19 protein-coding genes are annotated in these 17611 nt (G+C 61.3%); 8 read left to right on the top strand and 11 right to left on the bottom strand.

Going from position 1 to position 17611, the window contains the following annotated elements; translation table 11 throughout:
• Positions 1 to 92 precede the first annotated feature (92 nt).
• The 8 genes from RX329_RS32065 to RX329_RS32100 all read right to left on the bottom strand — a co-directional run bounded on the left by RX329_RS32065 (position 93) and on the right by RX329_RS32100 (position 7680).
• Positions 93 to 614, bottom strand: coding sequence for a Dps family protein (locus tag RX329_RS32065; protein WP_085359322.1), 522 nt, complete (start codon positions 612 to 614; stop codon positions 93 to 95).
• Positions 615 to 725: 111 nt separating this feature from the next.
• A complete protein-coding gene (locus RX329_RS32070; protein WP_240543244.1) occupies positions 726 to 1109 on the bottom strand; it encodes a cupin domain-containing protein in 384 nt (127 codons plus the stop codon).
• Between the two features lie 37 nt (positions 1110 to 1146).
• Positions 1147 to 1572, bottom strand: coding sequence for an OsmC family protein (locus RX329_RS32075; protein WP_085359324.1), 426 nt, complete (start codon positions 1570 to 1572; stop codon positions 1147 to 1149).
• Between the two features lie 34 nt (positions 1573 to 1606).
• Positions 1607 to 3781 carry a xanthine dehydrogenase family protein molybdopterin-binding subunit gene (locus RX329_RS32080; RefSeq protein WP_085359326.1) on the bottom strand — a complete coding sequence of 725 codons (2175 nt, stop codon included), beginning with the start codon at positions 3779 to 3781 and terminating at the stop codon, positions 1607 to 1609.
• A gap of 2 nt (positions 3782 to 3783) precedes the next feature.
• A complete protein-coding gene (locus RX329_RS32085; protein ID WP_085359328.1) occupies positions 3784 to 4254 on the bottom strand; it encodes a (2Fe-2S)-binding protein in 471 nt (156 codons plus the stop codon).
• A 77-nt stretch (positions 4255 to 4331) separates the two neighbouring features.
• Positions 4332 to 5180, bottom strand: a complete 849-nt coding sequence (locus RX329_RS32090) for an enoyl-CoA hydratase/isomerase family protein (RefSeq protein ID WP_085359330.1) — start codon at positions 5178 to 5180, stop codon at positions 4332 to 4334.
• A gap of 62 nt (positions 5181 to 5242) precedes the next feature.
• The gene (locus RX329_RS32095; RefSeq protein WP_094183300.1) at positions 5243 to 6505 is read right to left on the bottom strand and encodes an epoxide hydrolase; all 1263 of its coding nucleotides are present in this window, start codon (positions 6503 to 6505) and stop codon (positions 5243 to 5245) included.
• A gap of 119 nt (positions 6506 to 6624) precedes the next feature.
• Entirely contained in the window at positions 6625 to 7680 is a 1056-nt protein-coding gene (locus RX329_RS32100; protein WP_085359375.1) for an alpha/beta fold hydrolase, read from the bottom strand.
• 319 nt (positions 7681 to 7999) lie between these two features.
• Between RX329_RS32100 and RX329_RS32105 the strand changes: the two genes are divergently transcribed.
• The 6 genes from RX329_RS32105 to RX329_RS32130 all read left to right on the top strand — a co-directional run bounded on the left by RX329_RS32105 (position 8000) and on the right by RX329_RS32130 (position 12656).
• Complete coding sequence (locus RX329_RS32105) at positions 8000 to 8713, top strand: type 1 glutamine amidotransferase domain-containing protein (protein WP_085359334.1); 714 nt, start codon at positions 8000 to 8002, stop codon at positions 8711 to 8713.
• Positions 8714 to 8858: 145 nt separating this feature from the next.
• Positions 8859 to 9890: a DUF4331 family protein gene (locus RX329_RS32110; RefSeq protein ID WP_085359336.1), complete on the top strand. Its 1032-nt coding sequence runs from the start codon at positions 8859 to 8861 to the stop codon at positions 9888 to 9890.
• On the top strand, positions 9874 to 10719 hold the full coding sequence (locus tag RX329_RS32115; RefSeq protein ID WP_085359377.1) for an enoyl-CoA hydratase/isomerase family protein: 846 nt from the start codon (positions 9874 to 9876) through the stop codon (positions 10717 to 10719). The genes RX329_RS32110 and RX329_RS32115 overlap by 17 nt, the downstream gene beginning before the upstream one ends.
• 25 nt (positions 10720 to 10744) lie before the next feature.
• Positions 10745 to 11194 carry a GlcG/HbpS family heme-binding protein gene (locus RX329_RS32120; RefSeq protein ID WP_085359338.1) on the top strand — a complete coding sequence of 150 codons (450 nt, stop codon included), beginning with the start codon at positions 10745 to 10747 and terminating at the stop codon, positions 11192 to 11194.
• A complete protein-coding gene (locus RX329_RS32125) occupies positions 11176 to 11709 on the top strand; it encodes a VOC family protein (protein ID WP_085359340.1) in 534 nt (177 codons plus the stop codon). The genes RX329_RS32120 and RX329_RS32125 overlap by 19 nt, the downstream gene beginning before the upstream one ends.
• Positions 11710 to 11750: 41 nt before the next feature.
• Complete coding sequence (locus RX329_RS32130; protein ID WP_085385954.1) at positions 11751 to 12656, top strand: alpha/beta fold hydrolase; 906 nt, start codon at positions 11751 to 11753, stop codon at positions 12654 to 12656.
• 31 nt (positions 12657 to 12687) lie between these two features.
• Here the strand turns inward: RX329_RS32130 and RX329_RS32135 are convergent, their stop codons facing one another.
• Entirely contained in the window at positions 12688 to 13278 is a 591-nt protein-coding gene (locus RX329_RS32135; protein ID WP_085359344.1) for an NADPH-dependent FMN reductase, read from the bottom strand.
• A 41-nt stretch (positions 13279 to 13319) separates the two neighbouring features.
• Complete coding sequence (locus RX329_RS32140; protein WP_094183299.1) at positions 13320 to 13976, bottom strand: VOC family protein; 657 nt, start codon at positions 13974 to 13976, stop codon at positions 13320 to 13322.
• A gap of 229 nt (positions 13977 to 14205) precedes the next feature.
• On the opposite strand from RX329_RS32140, the gene RX329_RS32145 reads away from it, so the two are divergent.
• Entirely contained in the window at positions 14206 to 15966 is a 1761-nt protein-coding gene (locus tag RX329_RS32145) for an MOSC and FAD-binding oxidoreductase domain-containing protein (RefSeq protein WP_085359348.1), read from the top strand.
• 49 nt (positions 15967 to 16015) lie between these two features.
• Positions 16016 to 16612 (top strand): redoxin domain-containing protein, encoded by a 597-nt coding sequence (locus RX329_RS32150; protein WP_198959246.1) that lies wholly within the window; start codon positions 16016 to 16018, stop codon positions 16610 to 16612.
• 39 nt (positions 16613 to 16651) lie between these two features.
• Here RX329_RS32150 and RX329_RS32155 read toward each other — a convergent pair whose 3' ends face one another.
• Positions 16652 to 17599 carry an aldo/keto reductase gene (locus tag RX329_RS32155; RefSeq protein WP_085359352.1) on the bottom strand — a complete coding sequence of 316 codons (948 nt, stop codon included), beginning with the start codon at positions 17597 to 17599 and terminating at the stop codon, positions 16652 to 16654.
• Positions 17600 to 17611: the final 12 nt, after the last annotated feature.

Raw genomic sequence — 17611 nt, forward strand, 5'->3', positions numbered from 1 at the left:
GGGCCACTCGGCTCGCAGGCCCCTGCCGCCGGCGGGGATAACAGGGAAGTCAGCTCTCTTCCACGATTTGATAGACGGCGGTTATGACAATTTCAACCGTCCCCGTGCCGCGTGGCCTCAAACAGGAACCAGGTGCGTCGCTCGGCTTCATCGATCCAATTTTCCAGTAGACTTGTGGTAGCCGCGTCGCCGTACTCGTCGCACACGCCGTGTGTTTCTCTCATCGCTGCGGTGATCTGTCTGTTGTCGTCTCGGAGCTCGGCGAGCATGTCCATCGGGGTAACGAAACCTGCGTCGTTGTCCAGGATACGTTGCAAGCGGCCGATATGCCCGATCGAACGCAATGTCGTGCCTCCGACCTTGCGCACACGTTCGGCGATGGCGTCGGTCGTAGCGAAGATCTGGTCACCCTGCTCGTCGAGGAGAAGGTGATAATCGCGAAAGTGCGGACCGGACACGTGCCAATGAAAATTCTTGGTCTTCAGATACAAGCCGAACACATCGGCAAGCAGGATGTTCAAGGCACCCGAGATATCTCGGATCGCATCCGGCGTCAGATCTGTAGGTGTCTTGAGCAAAGCGGTCTTTCGCGCTTGGGCTTCTCGAATACTCATTGACTTCCTCCCTTTAGCCGATAGTTCCTGATGACGTCAGGATCAGGATAAATTCCAGGACCTTGCCCTCAGGCGTGGCGATGCCGCGGATCGTCGCGCAAGTCGTGATATTCAAGACCAAGCGGGCCGATTGCCGTCACCTGCGTGACGTATTGGCCGGACTTCGCCAATGGAAATGCCAGGTTTCTCCCGGCGGAACAACGCGCTTCCCGGCGGATAGGCTTGCACGTTTTCGGCGTCGAAGATCTCACCGAGCCCGATATAGAAAACACGGGACATAACCGTGTAGATACGATCTTCCGGGTGCTTGTGCGGCATCAGCTTGGCGTCGGTCGGCAACTTCACTCTGACCATATAAGGACCGGGTTCCGCCGGGTGGCCAACCATGATCGCCAAACGAGCACCAGCCGGAAACGCCGGAAACGGCTTCCAGTCGATCTCCTCCGGCAAGATCGCTTTGAAATCGGCCTGATCACGCTGGTGTTTCAGGGTCATCGCCGCTCTCCTTTCCGTGACGATCGAAAGCCTGCAGTCACTGGATCAATTTCGTATCCAGTGTAATCGTCGCGTTGAGAACCTTGGACACCGGACAGCTCTTCTCCGCCTCGCCCGCGAGGCGCGCAAACGCTGCGTCGTCTAGATTTGGCACATTGCCTTGCAAAGTCAGCGCGGATCGACTGATGCGGAATCCCTTACCGTCCGACTCAAGCGTCACGGCTGCTTCGGTGCTGAGTTCCGTCGGCGTAAAGCCGGCGCTCTGCAGCACGAATGCCAACGACATCGTGAAGCACCCGGCATGTGCTGCGGCGATAAGCTCTTCTGGGTTCGTCCCCTTCTCGTTCTCGAAACGCGTCTTGAAGGAATAGGCCGTCTCGGCCAGCACTCCGGATTCGCTGGACAAGTGGCCGCTTCCGGCACGACCGCTCCCGCTCCAAACCGCTTTTGCTTTGCGAATCACGTCGCTTCTCCTTGCTTGTTCTGACTGGTTTGCGTCAAACCGGTTGCTTGAGCGCGTTGACATCGATGGGCATCTTGCGCAGCCGCTTTCCGGTGGCGGCAAAGATCGCATTCGCGATTGCAGGAACGATGCCTGAAGTGCCGGCCTCGCCCATTCCACCCGGCGGTTCAGCGCTCTTGACCACGTGCACCTCGATCGCGGGCGCCTCGTTGATGCGCAATATCTGGTAGGTGTCGAAATTGGTCTGCTCGACACGGCCGTCCTTGAGCGTGATCTCGCCATAGAGCGCCGCGGTCACGCCAAAGTTCACGCCGCTCTGGATCTGCGCCTGGACCGTGTCGGGATTGACCACGGTGCCGCAATCCATCGCGCAGACCACGCGATGGACCCGAACCGAGCCGTCCTTTACAACCTCGACCTCAGCCACCTGGGCGAGGTAGCTGCCGAACACGTATTGCAGGGCAATGCCGCGTCCACGCCCCTTGGGCAATACCGAGCCCCAGCCGGCTTTCTCTGCTGCCAGATCAAGCACGGCCTTCGCTCGCGGATTGTGGTCGAGAAGCATACGGCGATAAGCCACCGCATCCTGCCTCGCGGCTGCCGCCAACTCATCGATGAAGCTTTCGGTGACGAAGACGTTGTGCGAAGGACCGACGCTGCGCCAGAACGCGGTCCGGATGCCCGGCGGCTCGGCGCGCACGTATTCGACGTGGAAGTTTGGAAGTGCATAGACCAGATCGATCGCGCCCTCCGTCGTATCGGGATCGAGGCCATCCTTGAAGGCCGGCGGCAGCCACCGGGCGATGACGGAAGAACCTGCAAAGCGATTGCGCCAGGCGACCGGCTTGCCGTCCTTGTCCAGACCGGCTGCGATGCGGTCGACCCAGTAGGGCCGGTACATGTCCTGCTGGATATCTTCCTCGCGCGTCCACACCACCTTCACGGGACCATCGACCTGCTTGGCAATCTCGACGGCGCGAACCGCGCCGTCGGCCTCGAGGCGCCGACCGAAACCGCCGCCGATGAGATGATTGTGGACGATCACCTTTTCGACCGGCAGACCGGCGGCCTTCGCCGCCATTGCCTGGACGCGTGCAATCGCCTGGGTGCCGACCCAAATCTCACATTCACTGCCTCGAAAATGAACCGTGCAATTCATCGGCTCCATCGTTGCGTGGGCCAAGAAAGGCAACTGATAGCTCGCCTCGACCCTGGTTGCGGCATTCGCCATTGCTTGATCGGCGTTACCAATGCTTTGCGCGACCGCACCCGGCCTAAGGGTTGCCTGCTCGAGGTCGCGTGCGATGATCTGGGTACTCAGCCCGCTATGGGCGCCCTCATCCCATTCGATCTTGAGCGCTTCCAGGCCCTTTTTCGCAGCACCCATATGATCAGCCACGACGGCAACGGCATCCTCGAGACGAACGATCTGGCGCACCCCTTTGACCGCCTTGGCGGCGGAATCATCCAGAGTCTTCAACCGGCCGCCAAAGACGGGCGATTGGGCCAGCGTCGCGATTTTCACACCGGGCGGACGGGCATCAATGCCGTAAACGACGGAGCCGTTAACCTTGCCGGAGGCGTCCAGCCGTTTCGCCGGCGCGCCGATCAGCTTGAACTCTTCGGGCTTCTTCAGCACCACATTGGTCGGCACCGGGATGTGCCCGGCATCTGCGGCGAGCTCGCCGTATTTCAGGCGCCGCCCGCTCGGCGTGTGGACGACCTCGCCTGTTTCGGCATGGCAGGAACCGGCATCGACGCCCCAGCGCCCGGCGGCGGTCGCGATCAGCATGATCCGTGCAGCCGCGCCCGCTTCGCGGAGCGGCTTCCACGCGCCACGAATCGCGTTCGAATTGCCGGTCGCCTGCACGCCCAACAACGGATTGCCGTAGAGCTTTTCGTTCGGCGGAGCGTGTTCTATCCGAACCTGCTTAAGGCCGACTTCAAGCTCCTCCGCGATCAGCATCGGGATCGAGGTGTAGGTCCCCTGCCCCATCTCGACATAGGGCATGGTCAGCACGATCTCCCCGTCGGGGCCGATACGGATGAAGGCGTTCGGTGCGAAGCTATCATTACCGACGGCGTTGCCTTGGCCGAATGGCAGGCTCACGCTAAGCACCAGGCCGCTACCGGCAACGGCGCCGTTGATCAGGAAGTTGCGACGAGATAGGTCGGCGTACGTGCGCGACGCGCTGCGATCGAAAGCCATCTTCAACCCTCCTTCGTCTGCGATTGCGCGGCGAGCTTGATCGCCTCGCGGATCCGGACATAGGTGCCGCAGCGGCAGATATTGCCGCTCATGGCGTCGTCGATGTCCGTATCCGTTGGATGTGGCTTGTCGGTGAGCAGTGCCGAGGCCGACATGATCTGGCCGGACTGGCAATATCCGCATTGCGCGACCTCGTGGTCGAGCCAAGCCTTCTGGATCTTCGCACCGACCGCTGTCGCACCTATCGCCTCAATCGTTGTGATCTTGGATTCACCAACGCTATCGATCGTCGTGATGCAGGAGCGGACGGCGGAGCCGTCGAGATGCACGGTGCAGGCGCCGCACAGCGCCATGCCGCAGCCGAACTTCGTGCCGGTCATGCCGAGCACGTCGCGCAGAACCCACAGTAGCGGCGTGTCACCATCAACCTCGACGCTCTGCGGAGTTCCGTTAATGTTGATCGTAAAACCCATGATGCCGCTCCTTGTGTCCCGGACACGACCGCCGCTCCGACATCGACCCTGGTTCGTCGAACCCCGCGGCGATCCACTCAGCCGCCGAGTTGCCCGACGTGGAAACCCAGTCGATTCTCGACGTCGCCGGCACGGTGGAAGCCGCGTGCCATCAGCGCTTTGATCCTGCTCTGGCTCGCGGGACGGCCTAGGGAGGCCAAGAACGCGTCCCACTCAGGCCGAATTTCCAGGTCCGCCGGCAGGCTTGCGACGTCGACGAGACGCTTGGTCTCAGCGATCGCCTCTTTGTCGAACGACGCAATCCGCATCGCGAGCGCTTCGACGAACCCGTCGAGTTCGGCGTCCGGCAACGACCGATTGACGTAGCCGTACCGTTCGGCGAGGTCGCCGGGGATATCATCGGCGCCAAGCAATACTTCGAGTGCGCGGCCTCTGCCCATCAGACGCGGCAATCGGGCCATCGGGCCGCCGCCGGGCACAAGGCCGGCACCGACCTCCCATTGCGATAGGATCGCCTTCTCGCGGCTCGCGAAGCGCATGTCGCTCGCCAACGCAAGCTCACTGCCGACCCCGGTGGCGCGGCCTCGGATCGAGGCGATGGATACGACCGGCGCACGGCTGAGACGGACAAGCATGTCGGGGAGCGCCTGGAGCCCCGTCGGTCCCGGCGGGATACTCATTGACTCTTCGAGGGGCGCGAGAAAGTCGTAATGCGTGATGAAGAAACCATCGACGGCGCTGTCGAACACGACGACCTTGACCTCCGGATCGGCCTCGATCGTGGTGATGACGTCGTTGAGTAGCGGAAGATGCTTCGGGCCGAAGATATTCACCGGCGGCATGTCGAAGGTAACGCGCCAGTATGACGGCAGACGGCGCTCCAGCTGGATTTGCTCAGTGGCAAAAGTTCGCTCAGGTCGGTTCATGAAAAGCACTCCTGATGTCTGGTTCGAGCAAGGAAACGCGCTGGCGGACGAGTCGATTCGCGTCAGATCGACTGGCGTAGCGGCCTGAAGGCCGTACGCATCTCGGCGCAAAACAGCTCAGGCTGTTCCCAGGCTGCGAAGTGCCCGCCCTTGTCGAGCTTGTTGTAATGGATGAGGTTGGGATACGCCCGCTCTGCCCAGCCTCTCGGGGCCGCATAAATTTCGTCGGGGAAGGCGCTCACGGCGACGGGGATCGTGACGCCCCGAACGTCAAAGAAGCCTCCACCCGTCGAAATTTTCGCGGTGTCCCAGTAGAGCCGAGCCGAGGAGATCGCCGTGTTCGTCAACCAGTAGAGCGTGACGTTGTCGAGGATGTCATCCCTGGTCAGCCCCTCCGGCATTCCATCGAAGACGCGTGAGATCATACCGTAACTGCGGATATCGTGATCCAGCATCCACGCGGCGAGACCGATCGGCGAATCCGCGATTCCGTAAAGCGTCTGCGGTCGATTAGACATTTCCTGGGCGTAGGCCAGGCCATGCTTGTAGAAATCATCGAGTTGATCCCAGGCCTGCTTTTCGTCAGCCGAGAGGCCGGCAGGCGGCGGGCCTCCAGCCGAAAGAGCTTTTGAAACATCGGCTGGAACCGTAGCCGCCATATTGGTGTGAATGCCCAGCAATCCCGTGGGCTGCTGCAGCGCCATGATCTCCGAGACGGCATTCCCCCAATCCCCGCCCTGCGCCACGTAACGTGTGTAGCCAAGCCGTTGCATCAAGGTCGCCCACGCACGAGCGATGCTGACAGGTGTCCATCCGGGCGCAGTCGGCTTACCCGAGAAGCCGTGGCCGGGCAGCGAGGGGATCACCAGATGGAACGCGTCCGACGCGCTCGCGCCCTGCGATGTGGGATTGGCCAACGGATCGATGATCTTCATCTGCTCGATAATCGAGCCCGGCCAGCCGTGAGTCACGATCATCGGCAGCGCATTGTCGTGTTTCGAGCGGATGTGAATGAAATGAATATCCAGCCCGTCGATTTCCGTCACGAACTGCGGCAAGGCCTTGAGCCGTGCTTCCACCTTGCGCCAGTCGTAATCCGTTCGCCAATGCTGCGCCACTTGCTGAATCGTCCTCAATTGCACGCCTTGGGACGGATCGGTCACCGTTTCGCGGTCCGGCCAGCGAGCCATCGTCACGCGTTCGCGCAGGTTCGCGAGGGCGTCTTTGGGGATGTCGATGTGGAACGGGCGAACAGCGCCACTTTCCGCTGCCGGAGCCGGACCCGCAGAGAGCAGGCTGGCCACGCCTCCTGCGGCGATACCCATCGCGGCCGTGCTGAGGAACTGGCGGCGATCCTGGTAGCTTTCGAAATCGGCCGTCGTCTGCCCTGGGGGGAAATGCGGGAGATGTACCATGTCACTTGCTCCTGATGCTGATTGATGGATCAGATCTTGCTGACGTCGATGACGGCTTGGGCAAAGGCGGCCGGAGCCTCCTGAGGCAAATTGTGACCCACGCCGCCCTTGACGAGGCGATGCAGATATTTGCCGGAGAACTTTTTGGCGTAAGCGGCCGGATCCGGATGCGGCGCACCGTTTTCGTCGCCTTCGAGGGTTATGGTGGGGACGCTGACTCGCGGGGCGGCGGCGAGTTTCGCTTCCAACTGGTCAAGGCTCGGATCGCCTTCGGCCAATCCGAGCCGCCATCGATAATTATGGATCACGATATCGACGTGATCGGGATTGTCGAAGGCGGCCGCGCTGCGCGCGAACGTAGCATCACTGAACTGCCACTTTGGCGAACCCAGCTTCCATATCAGCTCGGCGAATTCGCGCCGGTATTTGTCGTACCCCTCACGGCCGCGCTCGGTCGCGAAATAATACTGGTACCACCACTGAAGCTCGGCCTTCGGAGGCAGCGGCGTCTTCCCCCCCTGCTGGCTTCCAATGAGGTAGCCGCTCACGGACACGAGGCCTTTGACGCGATCCGGCCAGAGTGCGGCGACGATATCGGCGGTACGAGCTCCCCAATCGAAGCCGGCAACCGTTGCCTGCTTGATGTTGAGTGCATCCATCAGCGCAATCGTGTCGACCGCCAGGGCAGACGGCTGACCCGTCCTCCGCGTTTCCTTCGACAGGAAGCTGGTCGAGCCGTAGCCCCGCGCATAGGGAACAACGACATGAAAACCCGCTGCGGCCAACTGCGGCGTCACTTCACCGAAGCTATGAATGTCATAAGGCCAGCCGTGCAGCAGAATGACCCCCGGTCCGTCGACGGGACCCGCCTCAACGTATCCGACGTCGAGCACGCCAGCGTCGATCTGCTTCAGCGACGTAAAGGAACCTGTCCCCTCGGATTGAGCCAGTTGTATGGGCGCGTCGAGCACCAGCCCCGCATCGGCAACTTGAACTGGGATAAATTGCGTCGCCGCCAACGCGCCCGTGGCCACCTCAAGAAATCGCCGCCGGCCGAAGAAATTCAAGCGGGCTTTTTCAGACATGTGCATCACCCTATCTTTTGGCCCCTTGGTATCGCACCAACTCGCGTTACGATCCGACCGGCGCTCGACAAACCATGTCGGCGCGCCCCGTTCCGAACCATTCAACGTTGGGAAGATGCCGCTCATATCAATGTATGAGTGATTGGCGCTCAGTGTATGAGTGAGTTCCGCGCTGTCGATCCGCTAAGGACAACGTCACTCGTTCTCGCGAGTTTTCGAGATCAACTCGGCAAATAGCCTGCGAAGGGGCGAGATGCGTCTGAGCATCGTTCGGTGCCAAGTGGCGTTTCATTCATGACCGCAAACCAAGGAGACAGTGATGAAAGTGCTGATGGTGATCACATCACACGACCAACTGGGTAACACCGGGCGAAAAACCGGCTTCTGGCTCGAAGAACTCGCTGCCCCCTACTACGTTTTCAAGGACGCCGGCGTCGAGGTAACGCTCGCATCCCCAAAGGGCGGCCGGCCGCCGCTTGACCCGAAGAGCAATGAACCGGAAAGCCGCACCGAGCTGACGCTCCGGTTCGAACAGGACGAAGACGCGCAAGCCGATCTCGACAAAACCGTTCGCCTCGACAGCGTCAGGCAAGAAGAGTTCGACACCGTCTTTTACCCGGGCGGCCACGGGCCGATGTGGGATCTCGCCGAAGACCAGAACTCCATCAAACTGATCGAGTCCTTTATTGCGGCCGGCAAGATAATTGCCGTCGTATGTCATTCCACCGGGGCACTGCGTCACGTGAAGACGCCGGACGGCAAACTTCTGGTGCAGGACAAGGAAGTTACCGGCTTCACCAATGGGGAGGAGGAAGGGGTCGGCCTCACCAAGATTGTTCCCTTCCTTGTCGAAGACGAGATGTTGAACCTCGGCGCTATCTTTTCGAAAAAGGTGAACTGGGCACCACACGTCGTCAGCGACGGTTTGCTGATCACGGGACAAAACCCGCATTCGTCGGGTCCGGCGGCGAATACGCTGATGGCGGCGGTGAAGCAAAGGACCAGGCCGGGGGTCACGGCGCGCGCTTCGTAACAATCGGTCCTAGTGACGGGTCGCCTGACAGCCATACCTTGGTTGGAGCCTCATCACGGCGCCCGTCACGCGACTAGTGGACCTGGAGCGGCCCGCCTCGCGGGCGGCTCCGTCAGAGGGTCTGAGGCTACGAGGGAGTACGTCGATGTCGCACCATTATTCCGGACCGAATGTCGGGTTCCCTCGTGGGGACGCACGCCTGGACTTAACCGACCTCTACGCATTCCCCTCGCCTGTGGATGCGAGCAGATCAGTCCTCATCATGAACGTCCATCTTTCCTCCAGCCTGCTTTTGCCGGAGCCGACTACGCCCGAGCCTTTCGCCGCTGACGCGATCTATGAATTCAAGATCGACACCAACGGGGATGCGGTCGCGGATATTGCGTACCGCGTATGTTTCTCGGCGTTTGCAAACGGAAGGCAAACGGCGGTGTTGCGCCGAGTCGAGGGCGCCCAGGCCGCCGAGACCAGCGACGAGGGCCGGCTTATAGAAGAGTGGCCGGTCTCTATGGGTCGAGAGGCGCTCGTGGTGGAAGCCGACGACCATCGTTTCTTTGCCGGCTGGCGGAGCGATCCGTTCTTCTTTGATCCGATCGGCGCCATGAACGACCTCCGCTTCAGCGGCAGAGACAATTTTATCGACAAGGACGTGTGCAGCATCGTCCTCGAGTTGCCGGGCTCGGCTCTCGGAAGTAAACCGTTCGGTGTCTGGGCGCGGACGGTTGATCGCGCCAACGGCGGCTGGGTTCAAGCCGACCGCGGTGCCAGGCCGTCGCAGTCTATTTTCCTGACCGGCGACGCCAGTGCCGACTATCAGGCGTCGGAGCCTGCCGGGGACAGTCGCTTCATCCCGATTTTTGCACATTCGCTGGAGCACACGGGAGGCTACGCTCCGGTCGATGCGCGGCGCCTGGCAGCAACGCTGCTGCCCGATATCCTGCATTTCGATCCTGCACTTCCCGCCTCGTATCCGGGCAACGGCCGGGCGCTGACCGACGACGTCCTCGATCACTTCCTTTCTCTCCTGACCAACGGAAGAGTGAAATCTGACGGTGTAGGTCCTCATCCGGATTTGCTTGCCGAATTTCCGTATCTGGGCCGACCGCATATGGGGGCGACCGAACGATTCAGCGCGTACGAAGCACTGCATGGAGGTTGTGATGCACGGAAAGACTGAGAAAGCACAGATTCGTATCACCCGCTCCTCGTCCAGCTATTGGCGGGTCACGTTCGATAATCCTCCGCTGAACGTGATGGGCCCGCAACTCGTTCGCGAGTTTCGGGAGATTATCACTGCCGTCGAGGCCGACAAGGATGTCAGGGTGCTGGTGTTCGAAAGTGCGGTTGACGGGTTTTTCCTTAATCACAGCGATTTCAAGGCCGACTTCAAGGAACTGACCGGCATCCCTCAAGGGCCGACGGGATTGGAGGCGTGGCCGGACATCCTGGTCCGCATCACGCACCTACCCGTGGTATCGATCGCCTTGATCCGCGGTCGCGCGACCGGGAACGGAAGCGAGCTTGCTCTCGCTTGCGACATGAGCTTTGCGAGTCGCGAGAAGGCGCTGTTGTCGCAGTGGGAAGTGGGCGTTGGGTTGGTCGCGGGCGGCGGGCCGATGGCGCGTCTGCCGCGGCAGATGGGCAGGCAAAGGGCCCTGGAGGTGCTGCTGAGCTCCAATGACATCGGCGGCGACCTCGCCGAAGCCTATGGCTATGTAAACAGGTCCCTGCCGGACGGGGAGCTCGATGGCTACGTCGACGCGCTGGCGCGGCGCATCGCCTCGTTTGACAAATGGGCGATCGCAAACACCAAGCGCCTCGTGAATGCCGCCAGCCTGCCGCCGAATGTCGAGATCGCGGCCGGCTGGGATACGTGCATGGCCTCGATCCCTCGACCGGCTGCGCAGGGAAGAATCAAGGCACTGTTCGAGCAGGGATTTCATCAGCCCGGAGACGCAGAAGATCGCCTGGGAATCCATCTGGGGCATCTCGCCCACGGAGGCTGATGCGATCGTAGCACGCAGTTTTCCCTTGCGCGCGACCCTCATCAGAAAGGACACCGTGATGGACTTACTGGCCTTTGCAAAGAACATCGCCGACCGCGTCGAAGCGCAGTCGGCCCGCGCGAAAGTTCCGGTTGCCGTTACTATCATCGACATTCAGGGTAACATGCTTCTCCAGCACCGCATGAGCACCGCGCCGGTGTTCTCGATCGAGATATCGGAGCGGAAAGCCTACACGTCCGCGCTGGTGGGGCTGCGAACGGCCGATCTGTCTCGCCTGGTGCAGCCCGGGAAGGATCTCTTCCCGCTGATGGGCCTCTCCGGCGGAAGGTATTGTTCGATGGGCGGCGGCGCGCCGCTTACCTGCGAAGGCGAGCTGGTCGCGGCGTCGGCGTTAGCGGTGGCACAGTTGAGCAGGACGTCGCCGTTCTTGAAGCAGCACTCCGGGAATCTCCGGTCATGCGCAAGACCGACATGAAGCTCGAGGTCGTCGTGATCCCCGTCGCGGACGCTGATCGCGCCAAGCGTTTCTATGGCGATCTGGGTTGGCCGCTCGACATCGACTATTCCGCCGGCGACAATTATCGGGTGATCCAGTTCACGCCGCCGGGCTCCGGTTGCTCGATCATGTTCGGCAACAACATGAGCGGGGCTGCGCCCGGCTCGGCGAAGGGGCTGCACCTAATCGTGTTCGACATCCAGGCCACCTGCGAGGACCTGCTTTCTCGTGGCATCGCGGTCAGCGAGCCATTCCACGACGCCAGCGGCGTATTCCACGATGCCGAAGGAAAAAGCCTGCTCTCCGGCCCAAATCCGCAACGAAAGAGCTACGCCTCCTACGCCTCGTTCAGCGATCCCGACGGCAACGCCTGGGTGTTGCAGGAGATCACGGCGCGATTGACCGGACACATCGAGGATGGCGACACCAGCTTCACGCCCGAGCTCGCGAGTGTCGTTCGACATGCGGCAGCCGGCAATGAAGCCACGCTGTGAATATTCCGGCCCTGCTTGTCCTCTTAGCAGCACTCACCTGCATGAACACCAACGCACCGGCGCAAAACATGACATCTCGCCGACAGTCGATTTCCTATCACACCGTCAGCATCCAGGGCCTTGATATCTTCTACCGGGAAGCCGGGCCGGCCGATGCGCCGACCGTGCTGCTGCTGCACGGCTTTCCCTCGTCGTCGCGGATGTGGGAACCATTACTTCCCCTCCTGAGCGACAAATATCATTTCATTGCCCCCGACTACCCCGGTTTCGGGCATAGCAGCGCGCCCTCCCCGTCGACCTTCGAATACACGTTCGACAATCTCGCGGGTGTGATGGATGAACTCACAACGAAGCTCGGCATCACGAGCTATGTTCTGTTTATGCAGGACTACGGCGGACCCGTTGGCTTTCGCATGGCGTTCGCCCATCCGGAACGGGTCCGCGCCCTCGTCATCCAGAACGCAGTCTCTAACGAGCAAGGCCTGAGTCCTCTTTGGGAGGCACGCAGAAAATATTGGGCGGATCCGGCCCACGAGCTCGCCAACCTCAAGGCTAACTTCACATCCTTTGAGGCGACGCGGCAGCGCCATATCGGATCAAGCCCCCATTCCGACCGTTACGATCCGGATACATGGACCGACGAGTACGCCTTTCTCAACCGTTCGGGCCAGGCCGACATTCAGACCACGCTGTTTCTGGATTACCGGACCAACGTCGCCTCCTATCCGCGCTGGCAAAATTGGCTGCGCGAGGTGCAGCCGCCGACTCTCGTGGTTTGGGGCAAATACGACCCGTCCTTCACCGTCGCCGGCGCGATGGCCTATGCCGACGATGTGCCGAAGGCCGAAATACACATTCTCGATGCGGGACATTTCGCGCTCGACGAAGGGACCGACCAGATCGCATCGCTTGTCCGTGACTTCCTCGAACGCCTGGCGCGCAAGTAAGGAATGCGGCCGAACGCCGCGTTAATGGCGATCAATACGGCCGCTTCTTGCGCTGACGCTGCATCTTTGCCGCTTCAACCCACGACGTCAGATCGTCGGCAAAGCGTGGAAACGCTTTTTCGAGAGCCTCGCCGCCCTGACCCGTCGGAGCACCATCGGCCGCGAGGGTCTGTGCAATCGGACCAGCGGCGATCGTGCTTGAAATCACCACCATTCCCATCTCGGAAAGTGTGCCGTGCCAGGCGGTCGCCGCCCGTGCGCCGGAGAAGCGTCCTGCCGAATAGCTCGCGATCGCCGCGGGACGCCAGAACCATTCCTCGAGAAAATGATCCGTCAGGTTTTTCAGTCCTGGCTGCACACCCCAATTATATTCGCCGGTGACGAAGACAAAGCCATCGGCGTTACGAATCTTGCCGGCCAACTGCTCTAGAGGCTCGGGAGCTGCACCCTGCGGATATTCCTTGTACATTCTGTTGAGCATCGGAAGGTCGACCGCCTTGGCGTCGATCAGTTCGACGGCGTCGCCCCGGCGCTGTAATCGTTCGACCAGGAATTCGGCCAGGCGGATCCCCATCCGCTCAGAACGGTAGGAGCCGTAAAACACCAGGATTTGATTGCTCATTGCAGCCCCCTCAGCCGATCACAGCACGCGCAGCCGCTGGTTCAACTTGGCAATGGCTCGCCCGCCTGCTCGCGGACGATGTACTCGGCGTACCAGTCCGCCCAGTTTTCGTCATGTCCGCCCGTTCGCTTCTCATGCTCGCCATGCGCGACCGCGGCACGTCGCAGCGTCGCTGCGAGTTCGGCTGCCGAAGTGAAGGTCGTGTCAGCCTCCACACGGCCGGGAAGCCGCGTGGTAACTTCCTGGAGCAACCAGCCGTTGCCATCGGGATCGCTGAACGAGGCCAGCGAGGAATAGCTGCGGCGTTCCGGGTCCGGGCCCTCGAAGCGGACACTGCCGAACAAATGGGGCTCGTCGTTTCCCTTGTGAACGTCGCCGCCGCCGTGAAACGGGCCGCTGATCTTTACGCCGCGACCACGCAGATCTTTGCACGCAGCCTCAATATCGGAGACGATCAAGTACAGCCCTTTCGCGGAACCGGGTGCCGCCGCAGTGACATTCGCACCGAAGATGACCGACGCGCCGGATCCCGGCGGCGTGAACTGAATCACGCGATAGCCGTCAACAGCAGCGAAATCGGCGTCGAGCCTCCAGCCCAGGTCACCGTAGAACTGCTTGGCGCGATCGAAGTTCGAAACAGGGATGACAACGATCTCAAGCTTCATGTCGAGCGCCCGCATTTGAGAGGGGTTCATCATGTTGTCTCCCTGATGCCGGTCAAAATTCAACGACACGTGAACACAGAATCTGTAACTGGCCACTCATACATTGATATGCCTGTCTTCTTCCGAAGGTCGAATGGAAAAACACACTTAACATCAGCAGCGTAGGAATACTTGCCAGGCCATTCGAGGTGAAGTGAAGTACGTGGCTGGCGCAAAAGGACGCAGCCATGCTCTGCACCGGCGATCATCCTTGGGAAACGTGATGGGACGCTTGCTTTCAGTGAATGTGGGCCTGCCACGCGACATCGCCTGGCAGGGCAAGACCGTCCATACCGGCATCTGGAAGGCGGCCGTTGAGGGCCCGCGCATGGTGCGCTGGCTCAACATCGACGGTGACGGACAGGGTGACCTGAATGGCCATGGCGGCGAACGCCGCGCTGTATTTGTCTATCAGATGGATTCCTATCGGTATTGGCAGAGCCATCTGGGACGAAGCGACTTCATTTATGGTCAGTTCGGCGAGAATTTTACCGTAGATGGCCTGTCGGATGCCGAGATCTGTATCGGAGACCGCTACCGGATCGGCGGCGCCCTGTTCGAGGTGACGCAGCCGCGCGTGACCTGTTACCGGCTGGGCATCCGCATGAACGAGCCGGAAATGGCCGCGCTGGTGGTCAAGCACGGCAGACCTGGGTTCTATTTCCGTGTGCTGGAGGAAGGCGAAGTGGAGGCCGGCAACGAGATCGAACAGGTCGCCTCCGGGCCCGAGCGCATGAGCGTGTCCGAGATCGATGCGCTGCTTTACAAGCCCGGCCATCCCCGCGACCAGCTGGAGCGCGCGCTGCGCATCCCGGTGTTGAGCGTTGGCTGGCGTCGCTCCCTCGAGGCGTTGCTCACCCAGCAGCGCCAAGGCGGCGCGACGACGGGAAACGCCGGACTCGGTGCAGTGTCCGGCCCGCCGCCGGCGTGGCGCCGTTTTCGCCCGCTTCGCATCTTGCGCAAAGTGCAAGAGAGCGGGAGCGTGACCTCCCTGCTGCTCGAGCCCACCGACGGAGGACATGTCGCCGCGCCCCTCCCCGGGCAGTTTGTCGTGCTGCGGCTTGACCCGCCGTCGGCGCCCGAGTTGATGCGCAGCTATTCGCTGTCGGGAGCGCCAGGTGCCACGAGCTATCGCGTGAGCGTCAAGCGGGAACGCCACGGCGCGGCGAGTGCCTATATCGACGACGGGCTGCAAGTTGGCGACATCGTACAGGCAAGTGCTGCACGCGGCGATTTCACATTACGGCCAGGCGACACGCCTGTGGTGTTGTTGAGCGCGGGCATCGGCGTGACACCGGTGCTCGCGATGCTTCATGCGCTGGCGACCGATGCATCGAGGCGAGAAATCTGGTGGCTGTACGGGACCCGTAACCGCCGCGAACATCCATTTGCCGAGGAGGTGCGTGGACTGCTCAAATCACTTGCCCACCACCACACACATATCTGCTACAGCTCGCCGGATCCGCAGGATCGGGTCAACGTTGATTTCGACACGCCTGGGCATCTGAACGCGCGAATCCTCGGTGAACTCAACGTGCCCCGCAATGCCGACTTCTATATCTGCGGACCGTCGAGCTTCATGGGCGATCTGACTGCCGGGCTCAAGAAATTGGGCGTCACGGCAGATCGCATCCACACCGAGATATTCGGTGCCGGTCCGTCCATTACCCCGGGTATTGCGGCTGGGCCGCATCGGCCGCCGCATTTGCCGGCAGGCGCTCCCGGCTCGGGACCAATGGTTTCGTTTGCCCGCAGCGGTCTCAATGTCCGCTGGGGGCCATCGTTCCCCAATCTGCTCGAGCTGGCCGAGGCCTGCGACGTACCCGTGCGGTATGCGTGTCGAACCGGGGTCTGCCACACCTGCGAGAGCGGCCTTGTGGCAGGAAATATCGGTTACCGTCCTGACCCGGTCGACGCCCCGGCGGACGGCATTGTGCTGATCTGCTGCGCGCAGCCTGAGGGCGACGTCGTGATCGATTTGTAAGGGCGTGCGGCCTGCACGCTCACGCTTACCAAACGATGGAGGACTTCAGATGCGACCCGACATGGTGCCCGGAGCTGTTTTCCCCGACTACGAGCTCAGCGATCATACCGCAAAACATCGAAAGCTCTCCGAGCTACAGGGACAGGACCCGATGGTGCTCGTTCTTAGCCGCGGCGCCTTTTGCCCGAAGGACCGCCGTCAGGCCGAAGGCTTGCTGCAACTCCATCGAGAGATGGAGGTCGGCTATTGCCGGCTGGTCACGATCAGCACCGACAACATCACCCAGACCAACGAAAACCGCAGCGGCATCGGCGCGCACTGGCCGTTTCTCTCCGATCCGCGGCGCGTCGTTCAGAAGGATCTCGACATCGCCGAATACACCGATCCCGCCAACAATCCTATGATCCCACACGTGATCGTGCTGGAGCCCGGCCTTGTCATTTATAGGATCTACAATGGCTACTGGTTCTTCGGGCGGCCTACGATCGAAGAGCTTCGCCAGGACCTGCGCGCCGTCAGTCAAAAATGCCGGCCGGACTGGGACATCACCGCGCCCGAGCTTAAATCTGCGTGGCAGCAGGGCCGTAAGGAACGCTTCTATCCCTACGGCAAGAGCTTTGCGCAAACTCTTGGCGAGCAAGGCTAAGAGCAGACCTCTTTGCCTCGCGGCTGCGCGCCACGCAATTCAGCTCGCCGCGGCCCGCGGGATAAATCCGGGGACGCCGGTCTTCACCACCGAGTTGAACCGGATATTGGTGGTGATGCGGTTCCGAATCTCCTGCATGGCGTCTTCAGGCAGGGTCGAGATGTCAAAGTTCTCCCGGATGCGCACAGGCTTGGTCGAGGTAGTCAGGAAAGCGGTGCCGCGCTGTACGGCCCAGGCCAGTGCCACTTGAGCCGGCGTCTTATGCACGCGCTGCGCGATGGCGGTAATCACCGGATCGGCCAGCAGATTCGGTTCCATGGCATGTCCGACCGCAGCAAACGCCTGGAGCACAATCCCATGCTCCCGGCAGAAGTCGAGCAGCTCCCATTCCGGCAGATACGGATGGGACTCCACCTGCACGACCGACGGCTTGATCCGTGCCGCCGAAACGATCTCCCGCAACTTCTCCAAGGTAATATCCGACAGGCCGATCGACCTGGCGTGCCCCTCGTCCACGAGGCGCTCCAGCGCTCCCCATGTGTCCAGCAACGTAACGCCGGAATCATAGATCACCCGCCCCTGCCCGTCCCTTGGATCCTGCTCGTCGCCCGGTTTGAAGGCAAAGGGGGTGTGGATGATATAACAATCGATATGGTCTACCCCCAGTCGCCGGCGGCTGCCGTCGAAGGCAGGCTTGACCCGCTCCGGACGATGATTGGTATTCCAGAGCTTCGTGGTAACGAACACGTCCTCGCGCCGGACAATCCCCGCGTTGAACACGTCCTGCATCGCCTCGCCAACTGCTTCTTCATTGCGATAGCGTTCCGCACAGTCGAAATGGCGAAATCCGGTTTCCAGTGCCGTATTGGTAGCCTGCCTGGTCACGAGCGGGTCAGGGATCAGGGTGCCAAACCCCGCAGCAGGCATTAAAATAGATCCATGGTTGAGGCGAATACGCGTATCGCGAAGCGTGTCAGGTGTTGTCATGGGAATACTCCT

It is taken from the genome of Bradyrhizobium sp. BWC-3-1 (genome assembly GCF_032917965.1).
In the GTDB taxonomy this organism is placed as follows: domain Bacteria; phylum Pseudomonadota; class Alphaproteobacteria; order Rhizobiales; family Xanthobacteraceae; genus Bradyrhizobium; species Bradyrhizobium canariense_D.

Bases quoted from the DNA above. Each gene is read 5' to 3' on its own strand.
- RX329_RS32140 (WP_094183299.1), bottom strand. From the start codon at position 13,976: ATGATGAACCCCTCTCAAATGCGGGCGCTCGACATGAAGCTTGAGATC.
- RX329_RS32135 (WP_085359344.1), bottom strand. From the start codon at position 13,278: ATGAGCAATCAAATCCTGGTGTTTTACGGCTCCTACCGTTCTGAGCGG.
- RX329_RS32095 (WP_094183300.1), bottom strand. From the start codon at position 6,505: ATGGGTATCGCCGCAGGAGGCGTGGCCAGCCTGCTCTCTGCGGGTCCG.
- RX329_RS32070 (WP_240543244.1), bottom strand. From the start codon at position 1,109: ATGACCCTGAAACACCAGCGTGATCAGGCCGATTTCAAAGCGATCTTG.
- RX329_RS32065 (WP_085359322.1), bottom strand. From the start codon at position 614: ATGAGTATTCGAGAAGCCCAAGCGCGAAAGACCGCTTTGCTCAAGACA.
- RX329_RS32105 (WP_085359334.1), top strand. From the start codon at position 8,000: ATGAAAGTGCTGATGGTGATCACATCACACGACCAACTGGGTAACACC.
- RX329_RS32125 (WP_085359340.1), top strand. From the start codon at position 11,176: ATGCGCAAGACCGACATGAAGCTCGAGGTCGTCGTGATCCCCGTCGCG.
- RX329_RS32130 (WP_085385954.1), top strand. From the start codon at position 11,751: ATGAACACCAACGCACCGGCGCAAAACATGACATCTCGCCGACAGTCG.
- RX329_RS32115 (WP_085359377.1), top strand. From the start codon at position 9,874: ATGCACGGAAAGACTGAGAAAGCACAGATTCGTATCACCCGCTCCTCG.
- RX329_RS32155 (WP_085359352.1), bottom strand. From the start codon at position 17,599: ATGACAACACCTGACACGCTTCGCGATACGCGTATTCGCCTCAACCAT.
- RX329_RS32080 (WP_085359326.1), bottom strand. From the start codon at position 3,781: ATGGCTTTCGATCGCAGCGCGTCGCGCACGTACGCCGACCTATCTCGT.
- RX329_RS32145 (WP_085359348.1), top strand. From the start codon at position 14,206: ATGGGACGCTTGCTTTCAGTGAATGTGGGCCTGCCACGCGACATCGCC.
- RX329_RS32150 (WP_198959246.1), top strand. From the start codon at position 16,016: ATGCGACCCGACATGGTGCCCGGAGCTGTTTTCCCCGACTACGAGCTC.
- RX329_RS32100 (WP_085359375.1), bottom strand. From the start codon at position 7,680: ATGTCTGAAAAAGCCCGCTTGAATTTCTTCGGCCGGCGGCGATTTCTT.
- RX329_RS32110 (WP_085359336.1), top strand. From the start codon at position 8,859: ATGTCGCACCATTATTCCGGACCGAATGTCGGGTTCCCTCGTGGGGAC.
- RX329_RS32085 (WP_085359328.1), bottom strand. From the start codon at position 4,254: ATGGGTTTTACGATCAACATTAACGGAACTCCGCAGAGCGTCGAGGTT.
- RX329_RS32090 (WP_085359330.1), bottom strand. From the start codon at position 5,180: ATGAACCGACCTGAGCGAACTTTTGCCACTGAGCAAATCCAGCTGGAG.